This window comes from Streptomyces sp. NPDC032940, from assembly GCF_040636935.1.
Lineage (GTDB): Bacteria > Actinomycetota > Actinomycetes > Streptomycetales > Streptomycetaceae > Streptomyces.
Window position 1 is genome coordinate 15,979 of sequence record NZ_JBEZVJ010000044.1, and the last position, 22,738, is coordinate 38,716.

Consider the following 22,738-nt stretch of genomic DNA (forward strand, 5'->3'; position numbering starts at 1 on the left):
GGGACGCCGCCCGCGCCACGCGGCCCCGCCGACGCTGTCTCGGGGCCCTACGGGCGGGTACTCTCAACGCGATATGAGCACCGAGAACCTCCCCCAGAGCCCCGAGCAGCCGCAGCGCAAGCCGCGTGTGGCCGTCGTGTTCGGCGGGCGCAGCTCCGAACACGGGATCTCCGTGGTCACCGCCGGCGCCGTCCTCGCGGCCATCGACCGGACGAAGTACGACGTCCTGCCGATCGGCATCACCCAGGACGGCCGCTGGGCGCTCACCGCCGACGAGCCGGAGCGCATGGCGATCACCGAGCGGCGCACCCCGAGCGTCGACCAGCTCGCCGAGTCGACCGAGGGCGCCGTCGTGCTCCCCGTCGACCCCGCCAGCCGCGAAGTCGTCTACAGCGAACCCGGCTCCGTACCCAAGGCGCTGGGCGAGGTCGACGTCGTCTTCCCGGTGCTGCACGGCCCCTACGGCGAGGACGGCACCCTCCAGGGCCTGCTGGAGCTGTCCGGCGTGCCGTACGTCGGCTCGGGCGTGCTCGCCTCGGCCGTCGGCCAGGACAAGGAGTACATGAAGGCGGTGTTCGCCTCCTACGGGCTGAAGGTCGGCCCGTACGTGGTGATCAGGCCCCGCGAGTGGGAGCAGGACCGTTCCGGCGCCCGCGCGAAGATCGTGGACTTCGCCGGTGAGCACGGCTGGCCGCTGTTCGTGAAGCCGGCCCGCGCCGGTTCCTCGATCGGCATCACGAAGGTCGACGACCTCTCGGGACTCGACGAGGCGATCGAGGAGGCCCGCCGCCACGACCCGAAGATCCTGGTCGAGGCGACGCTGCGCGGCCGGGAGATCGAGTGCGGGGTGCTCGAGTTCGAGGACGGCCCCCGGGCCTCCGTCCCGGCCGAGATCCCGCCGCCCTCGGCGCACGCGTACTACGACTTCGAGGCCAAGTACATCGACTCCACGCCCGGTGTCGTGCCCGCCCCGCTGACGCCCGAGGAGACCGCCGAGGTCCAGCGGCTGGCCGTGGGCGCGTTCGACGCGGCCTCCTGCGAGGGGCTGGTGCGCGCGGACTTCTTCCTCACCGAGGACGGCGAGTTCGTGATCAACGAGATCAACACGATGCCCGGATTCACGCCGATCTCGATGTACCCGAAGATGTGGGAGGCCACCGGCGTCGGCTACGCGGAGCTGGTGGACATGCTGGTCCAGGCGGCACTGCGGCGGTCCACGGGTCTTCGCTGACTCACACGGGACCCGGCTGTCCCGGATGTCTCAGGAGGCGATCCCCTCGGGGATCGCCTTCTTCACTGCGGGGGCGAGGTCGACCAGCGGCGCCATCCCGCGCCCGGCGCGGTCCTCGGGGATGACCACCTCGACATACGCCGCACGCAGCGTCGTGGTGAACCGGAACGATCCGTTCTCCTGTTTCTGCAGCTGCCAGCCCACCCCGTCGACCTCGACGCCGTCGGCCTCCGGATCGTTCATCTCCGCGGGCCGCTCCACCCCGCAGCGCAGTATGATCAGCGGGTTTCCCCAGCCCGCCGTCAGCGCGGAGGAGGGCTCGGGATCCTCACGGTTCAGGCCGTCCACCGTCGACGGCAGCGCCTTGTCCAGGTTCTGGCACAGCTCGGTGACCTTCGCGTCCGGACTGGGAACCGCCGCCGACACGCTGTCGTCTGCTGAGGAGCAGCCTGCGGCGGCGATCAACAACGCGAGAGCGGGCAGGCGGAGGCGCCGGTGACGGAAGGAGTTCACCGGCCCAGCGTAGACGGGGGCTAGAGATGGACGACCGGGCAGGTCAGGGTGCGGGTGATGCCGTCCACCTGCTGGACCTTGGCGACCACCATGCGGCCCAGCTCGTCGACGGTGTCGGACTGGGCGCGGACAATGACGTCGTACGGTCCCGTCACGTCCTCGGCCTGGATCACTCCAGGGATCTTGCTGATCGTCTCGGCGACGGTCGACGCCTTGCCGACCTCCGTCTGGATCAGGATGTACGCCTGTACCACGGAACCTCCAGAGCGGCCACGAGGATCATGTGGGGAAAAGGAACGCCACGGTATCGCGTCGTCGCTCTCCGCGGGGAGACCTGCGGGACGCGGAGCCCGCGCGCCGGAGTGTTGTGATGAGACGAGTTGACGGCCACACCGGCCAGGGAAACGGCCATTTCGACCGTAACCAGGACAGAGATGGCGCGCGACCGGGCACGGACACGGACAGGGACAGAAGGGGAGTAAGGCCATGAAGGGCACTGTTGGTGAGCTCGGTGAGTTCGGGCTCATCAGGGAGCTCACCTCCCGTCTCACCGCCACCCCGGCGGTCCGGGTCGGCCCCGGCGACGACGCCGCGGTGGTCGCCGCACCCGACCGGAGGGTGGTGGCCAGCACCGACGTCCTCGTCGAGGGGCGGCACTTCCGCCGCGACTGGTCCACCGCGTACGACGTGGGCCGCAAGGCCGCGGCGCAGAACCTCGCCGACATCGCCGCGATGGGCGCCGTGCCCACCGCACTGCTGCTCGGCCTGGTCGTGCCCGCCGAACTCCCGGTGACCTGGCCGACCGAGCTGATGGACGGACTGCGCGACGAGTGCCAGGTCGCGGGCGCCGCCGTGGTCGGCGGCGACGTGGTGCGCGGCGACACCATCACCGTCTCCATCACCGCCCTCGGCGACCTGCGCAACCAGGAGCCCGTCACCCGGGGCGGCGCCCAGCCCGGCGACCTCGTCGCGGTGACCGGCTGGCTCGGCTGGTCCGCGGCCGGGTTCGCCGTGCTCTCCCGCGGATTCCGCTCGCCGCGCGCCTTCGTCGAGGCCCACCGGCGCCCCGAGCCGCCGTACCACGCGGGCCCTGCAGCCGCGGGGCTCGGCGCCACCGCGATGTGCGACGTCAGCGACGGACTGATCGCCGACCTCGGCCACATCGCGGAGGCCAGCAAGGTCAGGATCGACATCCGCTCCGGGCAGATCGACATCCCGTCCCAGATGAACGACATCGGCCAGGCCGTCGGCGTCGACCCGATGCAGTGGGTGCTCACCGGCGGCGAGGACCACGCGATCGTGGCGACCTTCCCGCCGGACGTGAAGCTGCCCGCCCGCTGGAAGGTGATCGGCGAGGTCCTCAACCCCTCGGCGCTGCCCCAGGTCACCGTCGACGGGGCGCCCTGGACCAGCAAGGGCGGCTGGGACCACTTCGGCGGGGAGGTCGAGGCATGAGGCCGCCCCTGGTCCTCACCGTGGCCGGCTCCGACTCCGGCGGCGGCGCCGGCATCCAGGCCGACCTGAAGACCATGCTCGCCCTCGGCGCGCACGGCATGAGCGTGCTCACCGCCGTCACCGCCCAGAACTCCCTCGGCGTGCAGGGCGCCTGGGAACTGCCCGTGGAGGCGGTCCGGGCCCAGTACCGCAGCGTCGTGGACGACATCGGCGTGCAGGCGGTCAAGACCGGGATGCTCTCCTCCGCCGAACTGGTCGAGACCGTCGCCGAGTTGATCGCCGGCACCGACGCCCCGGCCGTCGTCGACCCGGTCGGCGTCTCCAAGCACGGCGACTCCCTGCTCGCCGCGTCCGCGCTGGACTCCGTGCGCACCAAGCTGCTGCCGGTGGCCACCGTCGCCACGCCCAACCTCGACGAGGTGGCGCAACTCACCGGGGTGCGCGTCGAGTCCGACGCCGATCTGCGCCGGGCCGCCGGCGCCGTCCTCGAGTACGGCCCGCGCTGGGTGCTGATCAAGGGCGGGCATCTGTCCGGAGACGCCGTGGACCTGCTGACGGACGGCTCCGAGGAGCACTGGCTGCGCGCCCCGCGCCTCGACAACCGGCACACGCACGGCACCGGCTGCACCCTCGCGTCGGCCGTCGCCTGCGGCCTGGCCGAGGGGCGGTCGGTGCCGGAGGCGGTGACGGCAGCCAAGGAGTACGTCACCGGCGCGATCGCGGCCGGCTTCGCGCTCGGCGGCGGCATCGGCCCCGTCCACCACGGCTGGCGGCTCCGGCGGGAGACACCCTCGGCGTGACGCCCGGGTCGTTCCCCGCCGTGCCGGCCGCCGGAATCAGGCGGCCGGCACGGCGGGCAGGACGCGTGCCCCGAAGGGTCCGGGAACGGCAAAAAGCCGGCCCACCGAAGTGGACCGGCTCAGTGCAGCGGACCGGGCAGTGGCCGCGCGCTCAGCTGGACGCGTCAGCGCGAGACCTTGCCGGCCTTGATGCACGAGGTGCAAGCGTTCACGCGCTTCGGCGTCCCGCCGACCACGGTACGCACACGCTGGATGTTCGGGTTCCAGCGACGGGACGTACGGCGGTGCGAGTGCGAGATGTTGTTGCCGAAGCCCGGCCCCTTGCCACAGACGTCGCAGTTGGCAGCCACGGGTCACTCCAAAGACTTCAGATGCACTTACGGTTGATCCCGGCATGCCGGGACAGGATCTCGAGCGCTAACGGTCCGTGATCTGAGTGGCGGTGCCAGGGGGAGAGCCCGATCGGATCGGGCAACCGGAGCAGCATACAACGGCTGCTCCCGTACAACGAAACTACCATGGCGGTTCAGCGGTCCGCCCCCGGCCCACTTCCGGCGGGCACCCCCGCGGGGTCTACGCTGCCTGCCACGTCCAGCAGCTCAGGGAGGCGCAGGTGGCGCAGGTGCCGCAGAGGTTCTTCGACGCTCTGGCGGTGCGTACCTGGTGCGGTCTGTCGCTGCGCGCGCTCGGACGGGCGCGCGAGGAGATCGACGCGATCAACGTCTACCCGGTCGCGGACGGGGACACCGGCACGAACCTCTATCTGACCCTCGAGTCCGCCGCGGCCGCCGTGGAGGCGGTGTTCGCCGCGCACGAGGTCGGCCGGGCGCCCGCCGGAGGGGACACGGACCCGGCCGGGCCGGCCGCCGGACCCACGCTGGCCGACGCCGTCGCCGCCATGGCGCACGGGGCGCTGATCGGCGCCCGCGGCAACTCCGGCACCATCCTGGCCCAGCTGCTGCGCGGCCTGGCCCAGGTGCTCACCGAACGCGGCGCGTCCGCCCCTGCCGACGGACCGGGCCTGCGGCTGGCCCTGCGGCACGCGGCCGACTCCGCCCGGCAGGCCGTGGCCCACCCGGTCGAGGGCACCGTCCTCACCGTCGCCTCGGCCGCCGCCGACGCGGCACAGAACGCCGGGGACGACTGCGCGGCCGTGGCCCGCGCCGCCCACGAGGGCGCCCGCGCGGCCCTCGCCGCGACCCCCGGACAGCTGCCGGTCCTGGAGCGCGCCGGAGTGGTCGACGCCGGCGGGCACGGCCTGGTGACCGTGCTCGCCGCCCTGGTCGAGACGTTCACCGGGCAGGCGCCTCCGGCGGCGGGAGCAGTGGTCGTGTCGCACGCGCGCGTGGACCTCGCCGCGCAGGAGACCGCCGGGGAGTGCGCCACGGCCGACGACCCCACGGGCGGCCCCGCCTTCGAGGTGATCTACCTGCTGGAGGCCGAGGACGCCGCCGTGGCCCGGCTGCGGCAGCGCCTCGACGCCCTCGGGGACTCGCTCGTCGTGGTCGGCGGCGACGGACTGTGGAACGTCCACGTGCACGTCGACGACGCCGGCGCCGCCGTGGAGGCGGGCGTCGAGGCCGGACGGCCGTACCGGATCCGGATCACCCACTTCGGGCACGGCGACGTGCACACCACCGGCGCCGGGCGCCCGCCGCGGGAACGGGCCCAGCGCGCCGTGGTCGCCGTCGTGCCCGGCGAGGGCCTGGCCGGGCTGTACGGCGAGGCCGGCGCCACCACGGTGCTCGCGCGTCCCGGGGAGCCGCCCGTCAGCGGGGAGCTCGTCCAGGCCGTACGGCGGGCCCACGCGCGCGAGGTCGTACTGCTGCCCAACGACGCCGAGCTGCGCGACACCGCGGCCGCGGCGGCCGAGCAGGCCCGCACCGAAGGCGTCCGCGTGGCGCTGATCCCGACCCGCTCCGCGGTCCAGGGCATCGCCGCGCTCGCCGTGCACGAGCCCGAGCGGCGCTTCGACGAGGACGTCGTCGCGATGACCTCGGCGGCCGGCGCCACCCGCTACGCCGAGGTCACCGTCGCCGAGCACCGGTCCTGGACCACCGCCGGCATCTGCCAGGCCGGTGACGTCCTCGGCCTCATCGACGGGGACGTGGCCGTGATCGGCACGGACGTCACGGCCGTCGCCGGGACCGTGCTCGACCGGATGCTGGCGGCCGGCGGCGAACTGGTCACGCTGGTCCTCGGCGACGACGCCCCCGACGACCTCGCCGAGACCCTGGAGGCACGTGTCCGCGGGGCCTACCTCGCCGTCGACACGGTCGTGTGCCGGGGCGGCCGGCAGGGCGCGCTGCTCCTGATCGGCGTCGAGTAACGCCCCTCCACCCGGCGATCGCGGCGGGGCGGGCGGCATTGTCAGTGGCGTGGTGTGCAATGGATCTCGTGCCCGCACTGCAAGAACCCCTCAAGAAGGTGCTCGGCCCCGCCACCGCGAAGGTGATGGCCGAGCACCTCGGCCTGCACACCGTCGGCGACCTCCTCCATCACTACCCCCGCAGATACGAGGAGCGCGGTCAGCTCACCCACCTCGCCGACCTCCCCATGGACGAGCACGTCACGGTGGTCGCCCAGGTCGCGGACGCCCGCCTGCACACCTTCGCCTCCGCCAAGGCGCCGCGCGGCAAGGGCCAGCGCCTCGAAGTGACCATCACGGACGGCAGCGGCCGCCTCCAGCTGGTCTTCTTCGGCAACGGCGTCCACAAGCCCCACAAGGAGCTCCTGCCGGGCACCCGGGCGATGTTCGCGGGCAAGGTCTCCGTCTTCAACCGCCGACTGCAACTGGCCCACCCGGCGTACGAGTTGCTGCGCGGTGACGCCGAGGGCGAGGAGACCGTCGAGTCCTGGGCCGGTGCCCTCATCCCCCTCTATCCGGCCACCGCCAAACTGGAGTCCTGGAAGCTCGCCAAGGCGGTCCAGACAGTGCTGCCCAGCGCCCAGGAGGCCGTCGACCCCCTCCCGGACTCCCTGCGCGAGGGCCGGGGCCTGGTCTCCCTGCCCGAGGCCCTCCTGAAGATCCACCGCCCGCACACCAAGGCGGACATCGAGGACGCCCGCGCCCGCCTGAAGTGGGACGAGGCCTTCGTCCTCCAGGTCGCCCTGGCCCGCAGGCGCCACGCCGAGACCCAACTCCCCGCCGTCCCGCGCACACCGAAGGCGGACGGCCTCCTCACCGCCTTCGACGACCGCCTCCCCTTCACCCTCACCGACGGCCAGCAGAAGGTCTCCCGCGAGATCTTCGACGACCTCGCCACCGACCACCCGATGCACCGGCTGCTCCAGGGCGAGGTCGGCTCGGGCAAGACGATGGTCGCCCTGCGCGCCATGCTCGCCGTCGTCGACGCGGGCGGACAGGCCGTGATGCTGGCGCCCACCGAGGTGCTCGCCCAGCAGCACCACCGGTCGGTCGTCGAGATGATGGGCGAGCTGGCCAGTTGGGGACTGTGGCGCGAAGCGCCTCCGCAGAAGGGCGGTGGCGGGCGACGGGAGGGCGGCATGCTGGGCGGCGCCGAGCACGCCACCAAGGTGGTGCTTCTCACCGGTTCGATGGGCGCCGCCGCCCGCCGCCAGGCCCTGCTCGACCTGGCCACCGGCGAGGCCGGCATCGTCATCGGCACGCACGCGCTGATCGAGGACAAGGTCCAGTTCCACGACCTCGGCCTGGTCGTCGTCGACGAACAGCACCGCTTCGGCGTCGAACAGCGCGACGCCCTGCGCGGCAAGGGCAAACAGCCCCCGCACCTGCTCGTCATGACCGCCACGCCCATCCCGCGCACCGTCGCCATGACCGTCTTCGGCGACCTCGAGACCTCAGTCCTGGACCAGCTCCCGGCCGGCCGCTCCCCGATCGCCAGCCACGTCGTCCCGGCCGCCGACAAGCCGCACTTCCTGGCCCGCGCCTGGGAACGGGTCCGCGAGGAGGTCTCCAACGGCCACCAGGCGTACGTCGTCTGCCCCCGCATCGGCGACGAGGAGGACGGCCCGAAGAAGAACGGCAAGCAGGCCCCCGAGGGCGACGCCGACAAGCGTCCCCCGCTCGCCGTCCTCGACGTCGCCGAGCAGCTCGCGCAGGGCCCGCTGCAGGGACTCAGGGTGGAGGTCCTGCACGGCCGCATGCAGCCGGACGACAAGGACGCCGTCATGCGCCGCTTCGCCGCCGGTGAGACCGACGTCCTGGTCGCCACCACCGTCATCGAGGTCGGGGTCAACGTCCCCAACGCCACCGCGATGGTGATCATGGACGCCGACCGCTTCGGCGTCTCCCAGCTCCATCAGCTCCGCGGCCGCGTCGGCCGTGGCTCCGCCCCCGGGCTGTGCCTGCTGGTCACCGAGATGCCCGAGGCCAGCGCGGCCCGGCAGCGGCTTGACGCCGTCGCCGGCACCCTCGACGGCTTCGAGCTCTCCCGCATCGACCTCGAACAGCGCCGCGAGGGCGACGTCCTCGGCCAGGCCCAGTCCGGCGCCCGCACCTCCCTGCGCGTCCTCGCGGTCATCGAGGACGAGGAGATCATCGCCGAGGCACGGCAGGAGGCGGCGGCGGTGGTCGCCGCCGACCCGGAGCTGGCCGGCCTGCCCGGCCTGCGCACGGCCCTGGACGCCCTCGTGGACGAGGAGAGGGAGCAGTACCTGGAGAAGGGCTGACAAACTGGGGACGTCCGCCCGCTCGAGCACACCGACAAGGACACCGAGATGACCCGCGTGATCGCCGGCAAGGCCGGCGGACGTCGCCTAGCCGTCCCGCCGGGAACCGGCACTCGCCCCACCTCCGACCGCGCGCGCGAGGGCCTCTTCTCCACCTGGCAGTCCCTGCTCGGCGGCCCCCTGGACGGCGAGCGGGTCCTCGACCTGTACGCCGGATCGGGCGCCGTCGGCCTGGAGGCGCTCTCCCGTGGCGCGGGTCACGTCCTGCTCGTCGAGGCCGACGCCCGCGCCGCCCGCACCGTCCGGGAGAACGCCAGGTCCCTCGCCCTGCCCGGCGCCGAGGTCAGGGCGGGCAGAGCGGAACAGATCGTCCACACCCCGGCCCCGGCCGAGCCGTACGACATCGTCTTCCTGGACCCGCCGTACGCCGTCTCCGACGACGATCTTCGCGAGATCCTGCTCACACTCCGCACTCAGGGGTGGCTCACCGGGGAAGCGCTCGTCACCGTGGAGCGCAGCACCAGAGGCGGCGAATTCGCCTGGCCCGACGGCTTCGAGGCGATCCGGTCCCGTCGCTACGGCGAGGGAACGTTTTGGTACGGTCGCGCCGCCTCACCGTGCGAAGACGCACGATGACCGGACCGGAGAGCGAGGGAACTCAAGTGCGCCGCGCCGTCTGTCCCGGGTCTTTCGACCCGATCACCAACGGACATCTCGACATCATCGCCCGGGCCTCGAGTCTCTATGACGAGGTCTACGTCGCGGTGATGATCAACCAGGCCAAGAAGGGCCTGTTCGAGATCGAGGAGCGGATCGACCTCATCGGCCAGGTCACCGCCGAGTACGGGAACGTCCGCGTGGAGTCCTTCCACGGCCTCCTCGTCGACTTCTGCAAGCAGCGTGACATCCCGGCCATCGTCAAGGGCCTGCGCGCGGTCAGCGACTTCGACTACGAACTGCAGATGGCCCAGATGAACAACGGCCTCTCCGGTGTGGAGACCCTCTTCATCCCCACCAACCCCACCTACAGCTTCCTGTCGTCCTCCCTGGTCAAGGAGGTCGCGACCTGGGGCGGGGACGTCTCCCACCTGGTGCCGCCGCTGGTCCTCGAAGCCCTCTCCGAGCGCCTGAAGAGGGACTGAGCACGCCCCCGCACGCGTTCCGGGCAGCCCCCGGAGACTGACATTCCGTCACCCGGTGTCCCCGCGACACCCCAGGGTCGTACAGTCGTCCCGTCCGTCTCCAACACAGCTGTAGAGAGTGGCGAGCACACGGTGGACGTGCAGAAGAAGCTCGACGAGATCACCGCGATGGTCTCCGGCGCCCGCGCCATGCCCATGTCGGCCTCGTGCGTGGTCAACCGCGCCGAGCTCCTCTCGATGCTGGAGGAGCTGCGCGCCGAGCTCCCCGGTTCGCTCGCCCAGGCCGAGGAGCTGATCGGCGACCGCGAGCAGATGGTCGCCGAAGCCCGCCAGGAGGCCGAACGGATCATCGAGAGCGCGCACGCCGAGCGCGGCTCCCTGATCGCCGAGACCGAGGTGGCCCGCCGCTCCCAGGCCGAGGCGGACCGGATCCTCGCCGAGGCCCGTCAGGAGGCCGAGGAGGTCCGCGCCGAGGCCGACGACTACGTCGACTCCAAGCTCGCCAACTTCGAGGTCGTCCTCACCAAGACCCTCGGTTCCGTCGGCAGGGGCCGGGAGAAGCTCCTGGGCACCGGGCCCGGCCTCGACGAGAACGGCTACGAGGACGAGGACGCCCCCGAGCGCAGCCACGACCCCGAGACCCTGCGCCGCGACGCCGACGCCTACGTCGACACCAAGCTCGGCGCCTTCGAGGCGGTCCTGGCCAAGACCCTGGAGGCCGTCGGCCGCGGCCGCCAGAAGCTGCACGGCCGGATCGCCACCGACGACCTCGGCGCCCTCGCCGACGACCTCACCACCGTCCAGCACTCCAGCGACGCCGACTACCTCGCCGACCTCGCGGCCCTCGCGGACGCCCCCGCCGAGCAGCCCCGGCAGCGGGAGTACGGCGGGCAGCAGCCGGCGGCGGCCCACGTACCGGCCCAGGCCGTGCCGGAGATGCCCGCGCAGGACCCGGCGTACGGCTACGTGCCGCAGCAGCAGGCCGACCCGTACGCCGCCTACCAGCAGACCTACGGCGGACAGCAGGACGCGTACGGCTACCAGCAGGCGGATCCCTACGCCTACCAGGACGCCTACCAGGGCTACGACGCCCAGGGCTACGCCCAGCCCCAGCAGCCCGAGCAGCCTCCGCAGCTCCCGCCCGCCCAGCAGCCGGGGACGCTCGACGAGACCAGCCTCTTCGACACCAGCATGATCAGCGCCGAGCAGTTGCGGGCCTACGAGCAGGGCCGCGGCCTGTAAGGACCCCGCCCGGCGCCGGCCCGGGGCCGGATTGGGCCGAGAGCGAAAGGTCCAGTATCCTGGCTCTTCGGTCGCGCGTACGTCCGCGATCCACGCTGCCCGGGGACACCGCAGGGCGGCGTAGCCCCAGCTCAGAAGATCGAAAGCAGGAATGGCTCTGAACGCCCGCCTCGACCACCGAAACCCCCTCGTGTTCGACACGCACGAGCTGGGACGGCGTCCTGGTGCGCTCCAGCGCCTGAACCGCACGATCGACGCTCCCCGGGACCTCGGTGTCGCGGGAGTCATCGGAGTGCCGGAAGGCGCCCCGTTGGAGCTCGAGCTCCGGCTCGAGTCGGTCATGGAAGGGGTGCTCGTCACAGGCACCGCCCGTGCCAAGGCCGAGGGGGAGTGCGTAAGGTGTCTGGAGCCGCTGGAGCAGCAGCTCGAAGCGGACTTCCAGGAGATGTTCTCGTACCCTGACGCCGACGACCGGGGCCGCGTGAAGGCGGAACCGGCCGACGACGCCGAGGAAGACGAGGACAGGCTCTTCGTCGAGGACGGTCTGATCGACCTCGAACCCGTGCTGCGTGATGCGGTGGTGCTCGCACTGCCGATGCAGCCGGTGTGCCAGGAAGACTGCCAGGGTCTGTGCTCCGAGTGCGGGGTACGCCTGTCGGACGACCCGGACCACCACCATGACGCCGTCGACATCCGTTGGGCGGCTTTGCAGGGACTCGCCGGTTCACTCGAAGACGGCGAGAAGGACGAGATGAGCGGCGCCGAACCGGGCGTCGACGAGAAGCAGGAGAAGTAGCCGTGGCTGTTCCGAAGCGGAAGATGTCGCGCAGCAACACGCGCCACCGCCGGTCGCAGTGGAAGGCTGCGGTCCCCACCCTGGTTGCGTGCGAGCGCTGCCACGAGCCCAAGCAGCAGCACATCGCGTGCCCGTCTTGCGGCACTTACAACAAGCGCCAGGTCCTCGAGGTCTGAGCGGCTGGTGAGAGGCACTGTGTCAGTCCCCAAGAAGGCGGAAGACGCTCCCGCCAAGAAGAAGGCGGACACCCAGGCCTCGTCCCACACGCTTCTGGAAGGGCGGCTCGGCTATCAGCTCGAGTCCGCCCTTCTGGTGCGTGCGCTGACCCACCGTTCCTACGCGTACGAGAACGGCGGTCTGCCGACGAACGAGCGGCTGGAGTTCCTCGGTGACTCCGTCCTCGGCCTCGTCGTCACGGACACGCTGTACCGCACCCACCCCGACCTGCCCGAAGGCCAGCTGGCCAAGTTGCGGGCCGCGGTGGTCAACTCGCGTGCGCTGGCGGAGGTGGGCCGCGGGCTCGACCTCGGCTCCTTCATCCGGCTCGGCCGCGGTGAAGAGGGCACGGGCGGCCGGGACAAGGCGTCCATCCTCGCCGACACCCTCGAAGCGGTGATCGGCGCGGTCTATCTCGACCAGGGCCTCGACGCGGCCTCCGAACTGGTGCACCGCCTGTTCGACCCGCTGATCGAGAAGTCCTCCAACCTCGGTGCCGGCCTGGACTGGAAGACCAGCCTCCAGGAACTCACCGCGACCGAAGGGCTCGGCGTCCCCGAGTACCTGGTCACGGAGACCGGCCCGGACCACGAGAAGACCTTCACTGCTGCCGCCCGCGTCGGAGGCGTCTCGTACGGCACCGGCACCGGCCGCAGCAAGAAGGAGGCGGAGCAGCAGGCCGCGGAATCCGCGTGGCGGTCCATCCGGGCCGCGGCGGACGAGCGCGCCAAGGAGACGGCGAACGCCGTCGACGCGAACACCGACGAGGCGTCCGCCTCCGCCTGACCCACCGCACGGCCCGAACGCCCGTCCCACACCCGGGGCGGGCGTTCGGCTCGTCCACCCGACCGTCCGAGGGGATGCCATGCCCGAGTTGCCCGAGGTGGAGGTCGTCCGGCGCGGACTGGAGCGCTGGGTCGCCCACCGGACCGTCGCCGACGCCGAGGTCCTGCACCCCCGCGCGGTACGCCGGCACATCGCCGGCGGCGACGACTTCGCCCAGCGTCTGAAGGGCCACCGCATCGGCACGCCCAGCCGCCGCGGCAAGTACCTGTGGCTGCCCCTGGAGGACACCGGCCAGGCGGTCCTCGCACACCTCGGCATGAGCGGCCAGCTGCTGGTCCAGCCGTACGAGGCGCCGGCCGAGAAGCACCTGCGCATCCGGGTCCGCTTCGCCGACGCCCTGGGCACGGAACTCCGCTTCGTCGACCAGCGCACCTTCGGCGGCCTCTCCCTGCACGAGACCACCCCCGACGGGCTGCCCGACGTCATCGCGCACATCGCCCGCGACCCGCTGGACCCGCTCTTCGACGACGAGGCCTTCCACCTGGCGCTGCGCCGCAAGCGCACCACCATCAAACGGGCCCTGCTCGACCAGTCCCTCGTCAGCGGCGTCGGCAACATCTACGCCGACGAGGCCCTGTGGCGCTCCCGCCTGCACTACGAACGCCCCACGGCAGGCTTCACCAGGCCCCGCACCGCCGAACTCCTCGGGCATGTCCGGGACGTGATGAACGCGGCCCTCGCCGTGGGCGGCACCAGCTTCGACAGCCTGTACGTCAACGTCAACGGCGAGTCCGGCTACTTCGACCGCTCCCTCGACGCCTACGGCCGCGAGGGTCTGCCCTGCCGCCGCTGCGCGACGCCGATGCGCCGCCGGCCGTGGATGAACCGCTCCAGCTACTACTGCCCGAAGTGCCAGCGCCCGCCGAGGGTCACGGCGTAGGCGTCCGCCGCGCGTCGTACCGCTCGCGCGCCGCCAGCACCTCGTCCATCCGTCCCTCGACACACTCGATGAGCGCGAGCAGCCGCCCCGCCACCTCGCGTCCCAGGGCCGTGAGTTCGTAGTCGACGCGGGGCGGGTTGGTGGGCTGGGCCTCGCGGTGGACCAGACCGTCGCGCTCCAGCGCGTGCAGGGTCTGGGACAGCATCTTCTCGCTCACGCCGTCGACGCGGCGGCGCAGCTCGTTGAAACGGTAGGAACCCTCGTACAGCGCCCCGAGCGTCAGCGCGCCCCAGCGGCCCGTGGCGTGCTCCAGGGTGCCGCGCGAGGGGCAGGCCCGGGAGAACACGTCGTACGGGAGCTCCTGCTCCGCCGTGCGCTCCTGCGTGGTCGACATGTCTCCAGCGTACGTGAGCACAGCGCTGCCCCGCAGGGTGCGCCGACCGCACGACAGCGCCTCGGCGAGCGGCTCAGTAGCCGAAGTCCTGGGTCCACCAGGGCCCGCCCGGGCCGAAGTGGACGCCGACGCCCAGGGTCTGGAAGTCGCAGTTCAGGATGTTGGCCTTGTGCCCCGGGCTGTCCATCCAGGCGTCCATCACGGCCTGGGCGTCGGCCTGTCCGCGGGCTATGTTCTCGCCGCCGAGGTTGCTTATCCCGGCCGCCTCGGCCCGGTCCCACGGAGTGGCGCCGGCGGGGTCGGTGTGGTCGAAGAAGCCCTGGTCCGCCATGGCCTCGCTGAAGTCCTCGGCAAGTTCGCGCAGCGCGCTGTTCGCGGCGACCGGGCTGCAGCCCGCCTTGGCCCGCTCGGCGTTGACGAGCTGGAGCACCCGCGCCTCGGCGGCGGCCTGCTCGGACACGGTGCCGGCGGGAGCGGCGGTCCTGCGCTCCGGCTCCTGCGTGGCTGTGCGCGACGGCGTGGGCCGGGGCTTGCGGCTGGGCGTGGAGGTCTCGGGCTCCTCCGTCTTCGACGGCGTCCCGGTCGGCGCGGCCGACGTCGAGGCCGATGCCGACGGAGTGGGGGAGGCCGAGGGCGAGGCGGAGGACGCGGGGGCCGACGGCGAGACGGAGCGGCTGGAGCCGCGGCTCGCGGACGTGCCGCCGTCGAGGCCGGATTCCGCGCTGCCGGAGGTGCCGCCCTGCTCGGCCGGGCTGTTGGTCGGGACGTCCGCGGACTCCACCCGGTCGCCGGCGCCGCCGATGCGGTAGTTGTCGAGGCCGGGCACCGCGCCAGTGGCCACGGCGACCGTGCCGAGCGCGACGGCGGCGGAGACGCCGAGCAGCCCCGTACGGACCGGGGTGACGGCCTTCTTCCTGCGGCGGCGCCGCGACCCGGCGCGCCCCGGACCGTCGTCCGGCGTGAAGCCCTCGCTGGGGAAGGGGACCGTACGGCTCGCCGTCGGGTGGCCGTCGCCGGCCTGGTCGTCCTGCCCGAACAGGTAGGCGTCGCTCTTCGCACGGACCTCGGCGTACGCCTCGGGGTTCAGATAGGGCGCGATGCCCATCGTCGGGCGGTCGCCCGGCGCCGGGGCCGCCGGGTGCCGGTCCGGTCCCGTCGAGCCGTCCGTGCGGTGGCTCTGCGCGGCGCGGCCGGTGGCGGCGCGGCCGGCGGCGGAGCGTCGGTGGCGTCCCATGTCCTGGCCTTCCTCGTCCTCGCGGTCGTCGGTCCTCGCGTTCACCACAGAACTCACACCATCGGGTGAGTTTCAGATGCGATTCATTGGGTGGGGACGGTACCGCATGGTGCGAGGGGGTGAAGTGTCCGGAGTGACATTGACTGGTTAGGTTGCAGTCATGAGCGAGGATGTACGGCTGGTCGCGTGGGTGCGCGGGCAGGTCCAGGGAGTGGGTTTCCGCTGGTTCACGCGGGCCAGGGCGCTGGAGCTCGGCGGCATGAGTGGTTTTGCTCTCAATCTGGCCGACGGGCGCGTCCAGGTGGTCGCGGAAGGCCCGAGGGAGCGGTGCGAGGGTCTCCTCGACTGGCTGCGGGGCGACGACACGCCCGGACGCGTGGACGGCGTCACCGAGATCTGGGACACACCCCGCGGGGGCTACGACGGCTTCGCCATCCGCTGACGAGGTACCGCGCGGCGCCCGCCGGACACCCGAGCCAGGGGATGCGGAAGGGGTGCTGGAACGAAAACGAGCAGGTGGTTGCCAAGAACGCCGTCCCCGTGGCAGGCTCCGCACCCAGGATGATCGCCACGCCCCCAGGGGCCCGCAGGAGTCGTCGCGCCGCCGTTTCCCGGCCGCGCGCCCCGGGCACCGGTCAATACGGGGCGTGATCGTGTTGACCGTCAAACTTTTTGGTGAGACGCTGAAAGCCCCGCGCACCTTAGCTGTTTGGCATGGTTGAACGGCAGTAAAAACTCAAGAGTGCCAAGCACCGCGGGTGCGAATCCCTCACGACCCATCGACCCACACCGCTTCGGTCGGTCACTCATTGTGGAGGACCATCCATCATGGCAAAGGCGCTTCTCGGTTACGTCGGCGGCTCCGACCCGCGACTCCTCGCCGAGATGCGACGGCTCCAGCAGCGCGTCCAGGACCTGGAATCCGAGCTCGGACGGATCCAGGCGGAGAACGACGCGCTGGCGGCTGCCGCGTCTCACGACAGGATCATGGAGAGCATGGAGAGCGTTGACGCACACCAGGCGGAGCCTGCGCTCACCTGATCACTGCATCGCTCCACGACGGCACAGCAGTGGTTGGGCCGCCCGCACAACTACTCGCTCGTCAGAGTTGCAAGGGACGCTTCGGCGTCCCTTCTTTCTTTCCCGCCCCGTCCGTCTGATCGGTGTCCGCCAGATCCGTCCCGTCCCCGACCCGTGCCCCGCCCGGTCTTCCCCCGTGCATCCTTTCACCCTCTTCAACGTCTGATGTGCCCTGCATGTTCACCTGTGAAACCGCGCCGGTTCACCGGTTCATGGAGTGAGACACCCCCGAAAGGTAGAGTCCGGCGGCGTGCACCTGAAGGCCCTGACCCTCCGCGGATTCAAGTCGTTCGCCTCGGCGACCACGCTCCGCTTCGAACCCGGCATCACCTGCGTCGTCGGCCCGAACGGCTCGGGCAAGTCCAATGTCGTGGACGCGCTCAGCTGGGTCATGGGCGAACAGGGCGCCAAGTCGCTGCGCGGCGGAAAGATGGAGGACGTCATCTTCGCCGGCACCACCGGCCGCCCGCCGCTGGGCCGTGCCGAGGTGTCCCTCACGATCGACAACTCCGACGGGGCCCTGCCCATCGAGTACGCCGAGGTCACCATCACGCGGATCATGTTCCGCAACGGCGGCAGCGAGTACCAGATCAACGGCGACACCTGCCGCCTGCTCGACATCCAGGAACTGCTCTCCGACTCCGGCATCGGCCGCGAGATGCACGTCATCGTCGGCCAGGGCCAGCTCGACTCCGTCCTGCACGCCGACCCCACGGGCCGCCGCGCCTTCATCGAGGAGGCCGCCGGCGTCCTCAAACACCGCAAGCGCAAGGAGAAGGCGCTCAGGAAACTGGACGCGATGCAGGCCAACCTCGCACGCGTCCAGGACCTCACCGACGAACTGCGGCGCCAGCTCAAGCCGCTGGGCCGGCAGGCGGCGGTGGCGCGAAGGGCCGCCGTCATCCAGGCCGACCTGCGGGACGCCCGCCTCAGGCTCCTCGCCGACGACCTCGTACGGCTGCGGGCGGCACTCCAGGCCGAGATCGCCGACGAGGCCGCCCTCAAGGAGCGCAAGGAGAGTGCCGAGCGGGAGCTGGGCAAGGCCCTGCGGCGCGAGGCGGACCTGGAGGACGAGGTGCGCCGGCTCACCCCGCGCCTGCAACGCGCCCAGCAGACCTGGTACGAGCTGTCCCAGCTCGCGGAACGGGTGCGCGGCACGATCTCCCTGGCCGACGCCCGGGTCAAGAGCGCCACCTCCACGCCTCCCGAGGAGCGACGGGGCCGGGACCCGGAGGACCTGGAGCGCGAGGCCGCCCGGGTGCGCGAGCAGGAGGCCGAACTGGAAGCGGCCCTGGAGGCGGCCGAACGCGCCCTGGAGGACACGGTCGCCCACCGGGCCGACCTCGAACGCGAACTGGCCCTGGAGGAGCGCCGCCTCAAGGACGCCGCCCGCGCCATCGCCGACCGCCGCGAAGGGCTCGCCCGGCTCAGCGGACAGGTCGGCGCCGCCCGTTCCCGCGCCGCCTCCGCCCAGGCCGAGATCGAGCGGCTGGCCGCCGCCCGGGACGAGTCCCGGGAACGCGCCGCCGCCGCTCAGGAGGAGTACGAGTTGCTCCAGGCCGAAGTCGACGGACTCGACGCCGGTGACCGGGAACTCGCCGAGCGGCACGAGGCCGCGGGGCGCCGGCTGGCCGAAGCGGAGGCCGCCCAGAGCGCCGCCCGTGAGGCGGCCACCGCGGCGGAGCGCGAGCGCGCGGCGACCCAGGCCCGCCACGACGCCCTCGCCCTGGGCCTGCGTCGCAAGGACGGCACCGGCGCGCTGCTCGCCGCCCGCGACGGCCTCACCGGTCTGCTCGGCCCCGCCGCGAGGCTGCTCACCGTGGCACAGGGCCACGAGGTCGCCGTGGCCGCCGCCTTCGCGGCCGCCGCCGACGCCGTGGCGGTGGCGTCCCCGGCCGCCGCCGCCGATGCCATCCGGCACCTGCGCAAGCAGGACGCCGGCCGCGCCGCCCTGCTGCTCGCCGGCGCCCCCGACGACGTACCGCACGAGCCGCGGGGGGACGGGCCGCCGTATGCCGCCGACCTCGTCCACGGGCCCGCCGAGCTGATGCCGGCCGTGCGGCGGCTGCTGCGCGGGATCGTCGTCGTCGGCACCCTGGAGGACGCCGAGGACCTCGTCTACGCCCGTCCCGGGCTGACCGCCGTCACCGCCGAGGGCGACCTGCTGGGCGCCCACTTCGCGCAGGGCGGGTCCGCCGGGGCGCCCAGCCTGCTGGAGGTGCAGGCGTCCGTGGACGAGGCCGCCGCGGAGCTGAAGGAGCTGGGCGTGCGCTGCGCCGAACTGGCCGAGGCGCAGGAGGCGGCCGTCGAACGGCGCCGGGAGTGTGCCGCGCTCGTCGAGGAGCTGGGGGAGCGGCGCCGTGCCGCCGACCGCGAGAAGTCCTCCGTCGCCCAGCAGCTCGGGAGGCTGGCCGGACAGGCGCGGGGCGCGGCCGGGGAGGCCGAGCGGTCCGCCGCCGCGGCACAGCGGGCGCAGGAGGCGCTGGACAAGGCGCTCCTGGAGGTCGAGGAGCTGGCCGAGCGGCTCGCGGTCGCCGAGGAGATGCCCGTCGAGGAGGAACCCGACACCTCGGTCCGCGACCGGCTCGCCGCCGACGGCGCCAACGCACGCCAGACCGAGATGGAGGCGCGCCTGCAGGCCCGTACGCACGAGGAGCGGGTCAAGGCGCTCGCCGGACGCGCCGACTCCCTCGACCGGGCCGCCCGCGCGGAACGCGAGGCACGCGCGCGTGCCGAACAGCGCCGGGCCCGGCTGCGGCACGAGGCGGCCGTCGCCGAGGCCGTCGCCGCGGGCGCCCGGCAGCTGCTGGCGCACGTCGAGGTCTCCCTGGCCCGCGCCGACGAGGAGCGCACCGCCGCCGAGGCCGCGAAGGCCCGGAGCGAGCAGGAACTGGCCGCCGCGCGCACCACGGGGCGCGATCTCAAGGCCGAGCTGGACAAGTTGACGGATTCAGTCCACCGGGGCGAGGTACTCGGCGCCGAGAAGCGGCTGCGCATCGAGCAGCTGGAGACCAAGGCGCTGGAGGAACTCGGTGTGGAACCGGCGGGGCTCGAGGCCGAGTACGGGCCGCATCAACTGGTGCCGCCCTCGCCCCCCGCCGAGGGCGAGGAGCTCCCGGAGGACCCGGAGCACCCGCGCAACCGCCCCCGGCCCTTCGTACGGACCGAGCAGGAGAAGCGGCTGAAGGCCGCCGAGCGGGCGTACCAGCAGCTCGGCAAGGTCAATCCGCTGGCCCTGGAGGAGTTCGCGGCGCTGGAGGAGCGGCACCAGTTCCTCTCCGAGCAGCTGGAGGACCTGAAGAAGACCCGCGCCGACCTGCTCCAGGTCGTCAAGGAGGTCGACGAGCGCGTCGAGCAGGTCTTCACGGAGGCCTACCGGGACACGGCCAGGGAGTTCGAGGGCGTGTTCAGCAGGCTCTTCCCCGGCGGTGAGGGACGCCTGGTGCTCACCGACCCCGACAACATGCTCACCACGGGCGTGGACGTCGAGGCACGGCCGCCGGGCAAGAAGGTCAAGCGGCTCTCGCTGCTCTCGGGCGGGGAGCGCTCGCTGACCGCCGTGGCGCTGCTCGTGTCGATCTTCAAGGCGCGGCCCAGTCCGTTCTACGTCATGGACGAGGTCGAGGCGGCGCTCGACGACACCAACCTGCAGCGGCTGATCCGGATCATGCAGGAGCTCCAGGAAGCCTCGCAGCTGATCGTCATCACGCACCAGAAGCGGACGATGGAGGTCGCCGACGCGCTGTACGGCGTCTCCATGCAGGGCGACGGCGTGTCGAAGGTCATCAGCCAGCGCCTGCGCCGGCCTGTGTGAACGGCTGAAAGTCGCGTTGCAGGTCGGACACCTGACCTTCAACTCTTGAACACAATGCGCTCGCGAGCGTCGGACAACTCACAGCTCTCGCCCTATTGACTTCGAAACTTGAAGGCATAGTCTCTGCAACGTTGCTTTTACCTTCAGGTACCTACCAGTGGCACCTCGAAGGGCGAACCACCCCGGCAGCGTTGCCGGAAGCCCGAGGAGTACACGTGGCCAGCACAGCGCAGGCACCCAATCCAGGAGCCCGAACGGCTCATCCCGATCATCTCGGGCACGTCATCTTCATCGCGGCGGCGGCCGCGATGGGCGGTTTCCTCTTCGGCTACGACAGCTCCGTCATCAACGGCGCCGTCGAGGCCATCCGGGACCGCTACGACGTCGGCTCCGCGGTGCTGGCCCAGGTCATCGCCGTCGCGCTGATCGGCTGCGCCATCGGCGCCGCGACCGCCGGCCGCATCGCCGACCGCATCGGCCGCATCCGCTGCATGCAGATCGCGGCGGTCCTCTTCACCATCAGCGCCATCGGCTCCGCACTGCCGTTCGCGCTGTGGGACCTCGCCCTGTGGCGCATCATCGGCGGCTTCGCCATCGGCATGGCCTCGGTGATCGGCCCGGCGTACATCGCCGAGGTCTCCCCGCCCGCCTACCGCGGCCGGCTCGGCTCCTTCCAGCAGGCCGCGATCGTCATCGGCATCGCCGTGTCGCAGCTGGTCAACTGGGGTCTGCTGAACGCCGCGGGCGGCGACCAGCGCGGTGAGCTGATGGGCCTGGAGGCCTGGCAGGTCATGCTCGGCGTCATGGTGATCCCGGCCGTCCTCTACGGCCTGCTGTCCTTCGCCATCCCGGAGTCCCCGCGCTTCCTGGTCTCCGTCGGCAAGCACGAGCGCGCCAAGCAGATCCTCGCGGAGGTCGAGGGCAAGGACGTGGACTTCGACGCCCGCGTCGCCGAGATCGAGCACGCCATGCACCGCGAGGAGAAGTCCTCCTTCAAGGACCTCCTCGGCGGCAGCTTCTTCTTCAAGCCGATCGTCTGGATCGGCATCGGCCTGTCGGTCTTCCAGCAGTTCGTCGGCATCAACGTCGCGTTCTACTACTCCTCGACGCTGTGGCAGTCGGTCGGCGTCGACCCGACGGACTCCTTCTTCTACTCGTTCACGACGTCGATCATCAACATCGTCGGCACCGTGATCGCGATGATCTTCGTGGACCGTGTCGGCCGCAAGCCGCTGGCCCTCATCGGCTCGGTCGGCATGGTGATCGGCCTGGCGCTGGAGGCCTGGGCGTTCTCCTTCGACCTGGTCGACGGCAAGCTCCCGGCCACCCAGGGCTGGGTCGCCCTGATCGCCGCCCACGTGTTCGTCCTCTTCTTCGCCCTGTCGTGGGGTGTGGTCGTCTGGGTCTTCCTCGGCGAGATGTTCCCGAACCGGCTCCGCGCCGCCGCGCTGGGCGTGGCCGCGTCCGCGCAGTGGATCGCCAACTGGGCCATCACCGCGAGCTTCCCGTCGCTGGCCGACTGGAACCTCTCCGGCACCTACGTGATCTACACGGTCTTCGCCGCGCTCTCCATCCCGTTCGTCCTGAAGTACGTGAAGGAGACGAAGGGCAAGGCCCTGGAGGAGATGGGCTGACCGCCCGCCCCGAACCCGGGGGGAAGGGCCCAATCCCCGCTGCCCCTCTCCCCGTACCGTGCCGCCGCCCCCGTCCGGATCTCCGGACGGGGGCGGCGGTGTCCTGCCTGCGGGACCGCCCGGTGGGCGGGGCACCTACGGCGGCCCGCCGCGCCCGGGCTGTGGCGCGGGCCGGGGCGGCGGGGGAGGGGCCGCCGCTCGGACCGGCGTGAAGGCCGACGGGCGGCTTCCGGTCCCTGCGCGGGGCGCCCGGGAGCCGGTACCGCAAGCAGACGGGGACCGGACTGCGCCCCCCCCCCGGGGCGGCGTGCGATGCGGCGCGTCGGACCCTGTGGCCCGGCGCTGGCCTCCGGCCCCGGCCTCCGACCCCGACGCCCCTGCACCCGCCCTGGACGCCCCCCGGTCCCTGCCTCTGACGCCCTGGCCCCGAGCCCCGACCTGGACGCCTCGGTCCCCTGCCTCTGACGCCCTGGCCCCGAGCCCTGCCCTGGACGCCCCCGGTCCCTGCCTCCGACGCCCTGGCCACGAGCCATGAGCCCCGAGCCCTGAGCCACGCTCTCCGAGCCTCGGTCTCCGCCCTCCGGCCTCCGGCCCCCGGCCTCGACGCCCCGGCCTCCGGTCTCCGGTCTCCGGCCCCGGGCTCCAGGCCCCGACCTCGACGCCCCTGCCTCCGGGCCCCGCCTCGACGCCCCGGCCTCCGGGCCCCGGCATCCGGCCTCCGGGCCGGGGGCGCCCCCGGCCCCTGCCTCGGGCCTCGACCCCGTGCCGACGCGAAACGTCCCCCTCCGCCCGGCCGGGCGGAGGGGGA

The 22,738-nt window shown here is 72.3% G+C and carries 21 protein-coding genes; 16 read left to right on the forward strand and 5 right to left on the reverse strand.

Annotated elements, in window-relative coordinates; translation table 11 throughout:
- The first annotated feature begins 73 nt into the window (after positions 1 to 73).
- On the forward strand, positions 74 to 1,231 hold the full coding sequence (locus AB0E77_RS31840; RefSeq protein ID WP_361577747.1) for a D-alanine--D-alanine ligase family protein: 1,158 nt from the start codon (positions 74 to 76) through the stop codon (positions 1,229 to 1,231).
- Between the two features lie 30 nt (positions 1,232 to 1,261).
- Here AB0E77_RS31840 and AB0E77_RS31845 read toward each other — a convergent pair whose 3' ends face one another.
- Together AB0E77_RS31845 and AB0E77_RS31850 are read right to left on the reverse strand one after the other, a co-directional pair.
- Positions 1,262 to 1,744: a DUF3515 domain-containing protein gene (locus AB0E77_RS31845; RefSeq protein WP_361577750.1), complete on the reverse strand. Its 483-nt coding sequence runs from the start codon at positions 1,742 to 1,744 to the stop codon at positions 1,262 to 1,264.
- Between the two features lie 20 nt (positions 1,745 to 1,764).
- Positions 1,765 to 1,998, reverse strand: a complete 234-nt coding sequence (locus AB0E77_RS31850; RefSeq protein WP_019328745.1) for an Lrp/AsnC ligand binding domain-containing protein — start codon at positions 1,996 to 1,998, stop codon at positions 1,765 to 1,767.
- A gap of 232 nt (positions 1,999 to 2,230) precedes the next feature.
- Between AB0E77_RS31850 and AB0E77_RS31855 the strand changes: the two genes are divergently transcribed.
- Entirely contained in the window at positions 2,231 to 3,199 is a 969-nt protein-coding gene (locus tag AB0E77_RS31855) for a thiamine-phosphate kinase (RefSeq protein ID WP_361577753.1), read from the forward strand.
- Positions 3,196 to 3,999, forward strand: a complete 804-nt coding sequence (gene thiD / locus AB0E77_RS31860) for a bifunctional hydroxymethylpyrimidine kinase/phosphomethylpyrimidine kinase (protein ID WP_361577756.1) — start codon at positions 3,196 to 3,198, stop codon at positions 3,997 to 3,999. Before AB0E77_RS31855 ends, thiD begins: the two co-directional genes overlap by 4 nt.
- A 164-nt stretch (positions 4,000 to 4,163) precedes the next feature.
- Here thiD and rpmB read toward each other — a convergent pair whose 3' ends face one another.
- A complete protein-coding gene (gene rpmB / locus AB0E77_RS31865) occupies positions 4,164 to 4,349 on the reverse strand; it encodes a 50S ribosomal protein L28 (protein ID WP_003993230.1) in 186 nt (61 codons plus the stop codon).
- 263 nt (positions 4,350 to 4,612) lie between these two features.
- Between rpmB and AB0E77_RS31870 the strand changes: the two genes are divergently transcribed.
- From AB0E77_RS31870 to mutM, 9 genes are all read left to right on the forward strand, one after another.
- Positions 4,613 to 6,328, forward strand: a complete 1,716-nt coding sequence (locus AB0E77_RS31870) for a DAK2 domain-containing protein (protein ID WP_361577759.1) — start codon at positions 4,613 to 4,615, stop codon at positions 6,326 to 6,328.
- 59 nt (positions 6,329 to 6,387) lie between these two features.
- Complete coding sequence (recG, locus tag AB0E77_RS31875; RefSeq protein WP_361577762.1) at positions 6,388 to 8,652, forward strand: ATP-dependent DNA helicase RecG; 2,265 nt, start codon at positions 6,388 to 6,390, stop codon at positions 8,650 to 8,652.
- 48 nt (positions 8,653 to 8,700) lie between these two features.
- Complete coding sequence (rsmD, locus tag AB0E77_RS31880; protein WP_361577765.1) at positions 8,701 to 9,288, forward strand: 16S rRNA (guanine(966)-N(2))-methyltransferase RsmD; 588 nt, start codon at positions 8,701 to 8,703, stop codon at positions 9,286 to 9,288.
- Between the two features lie 26 nt (positions 9,289 to 9,314).
- Positions 9,315 to 9,794 carry a pantetheine-phosphate adenylyltransferase gene (gene coaD, locus AB0E77_RS31885; protein ID WP_361577790.1) on the forward strand — a complete coding sequence of 160 codons (480 nt, stop codon included), beginning with the start codon at positions 9,315 to 9,317 and terminating at the stop codon, positions 9,792 to 9,794.
- Positions 9,795 to 9,926: 132 nt separating this feature from the next.
- Complete coding sequence (locus AB0E77_RS31890) at positions 9,927 to 11,036, forward strand: cell division initiation protein (protein WP_361577768.1); 1,110 nt, start codon at positions 9,927 to 9,929, stop codon at positions 11,034 to 11,036.
- 151 nt (positions 11,037 to 11,187) lie between these two features.
- Positions 11,188 to 11,832 carry a DUF177 domain-containing protein gene (locus AB0E77_RS31895; RefSeq protein WP_361577771.1) on the forward strand — a complete coding sequence of 215 codons (645 nt, stop codon included), beginning with the start codon at positions 11,188 to 11,190 and terminating at the stop codon, positions 11,830 to 11,832.
- A 2-nt stretch (positions 11,833 to 11,834) separates the two neighbouring features.
- A complete protein-coding gene (gene rpmF, locus AB0E77_RS31900) occupies positions 11,835 to 12,008 on the forward strand; it encodes a 50S ribosomal protein L32 (RefSeq protein ID WP_003951102.1) in 174 nt (57 codons plus the stop codon).
- Positions 12,009 to 12,015: 7 nt separating this feature from the next.
- Complete coding sequence (gene rnc / locus AB0E77_RS31905) at positions 12,016 to 12,834, forward strand: ribonuclease III (protein ID WP_361577775.1); 819 nt, start codon at positions 12,016 to 12,018, stop codon at positions 12,832 to 12,834.
- A gap of 79 nt (positions 12,835 to 12,913) precedes the next feature.
- The gene (mutM, locus tag AB0E77_RS31910) at positions 12,914 to 13,774 is read left to right on the forward strand and encodes a bifunctional DNA-formamidopyrimidine glycosylase/DNA-(apurinic or apyrimidinic site) lyase (RefSeq protein ID WP_361577778.1); all 861 of its coding nucleotides are present in this window, start codon (positions 12,914 to 12,916) and stop codon (positions 13,772 to 13,774) included.
- On the opposite strand, the gene AB0E77_RS31915 is transcribed toward mutM, so the two are convergent.
- The gene (locus tag AB0E77_RS31915; RefSeq protein ID WP_361577781.1) at positions 13,764 to 14,168 is read right to left on the reverse strand and encodes a helix-turn-helix domain-containing protein; all 405 of its coding nucleotides are present in this window, start codon (positions 14,166 to 14,168) and stop codon (positions 13,764 to 13,766) included. The genes mutM and AB0E77_RS31915 overlap by 11 nt on opposite strands.
- A 73-nt stretch (positions 14,169 to 14,241) precedes the next feature.
- Positions 14,242 to 15,402 carry a CAP domain-containing protein gene (locus tag AB0E77_RS31920; RefSeq protein WP_361577793.1) on the reverse strand — a complete coding sequence of 387 codons (1,161 nt, stop codon included), beginning with the start codon at positions 15,400 to 15,402 and terminating at the stop codon, positions 14,242 to 14,244.
- Positions 15,403 to 15,562: 160 nt separating this feature from the next.
- On the opposite strand from AB0E77_RS31920, the gene AB0E77_RS31925 reads away from it, so the two are divergent.
- From AB0E77_RS31925 to AB0E77_RS31940, 4 genes are all read left to right on the forward strand, one after another.
- Complete coding sequence (locus AB0E77_RS31925; protein ID WP_189233053.1) at positions 15,563 to 15,844, forward strand: acylphosphatase; 282 nt, start codon at positions 15,563 to 15,565, stop codon at positions 15,842 to 15,844.
- A gap of 386 nt (positions 15,845 to 16,230) precedes the next feature.
- Positions 16,231 to 16,443 (forward strand): hypothetical protein, encoded by a 213-nt coding sequence (locus AB0E77_RS31930; protein WP_003973418.1) that lies wholly within the window; start codon positions 16,231 to 16,233, stop codon positions 16,441 to 16,443.
- Between the two features lie 289 nt (positions 16,444 to 16,732).
- On the forward strand, positions 16,733 to 20,296 hold the full coding sequence (gene smc / locus AB0E77_RS31935) for a chromosome segregation protein SMC (RefSeq protein WP_361577784.1): 3,564 nt from the start codon (positions 16,733 to 16,735) through the stop codon (positions 20,294 to 20,296).
- 215 nt (positions 20,297 to 20,511) lie between these two features.
- Positions 20,512 to 21,930, forward strand: coding sequence for a sugar porter family MFS transporter (locus AB0E77_RS31940; RefSeq protein ID WP_361577787.1), 1,419 nt, complete (start codon positions 20,512 to 20,514; stop codon positions 21,928 to 21,930).
- Positions 21,931 to 22,738 lie beyond the last annotated feature (808 nt).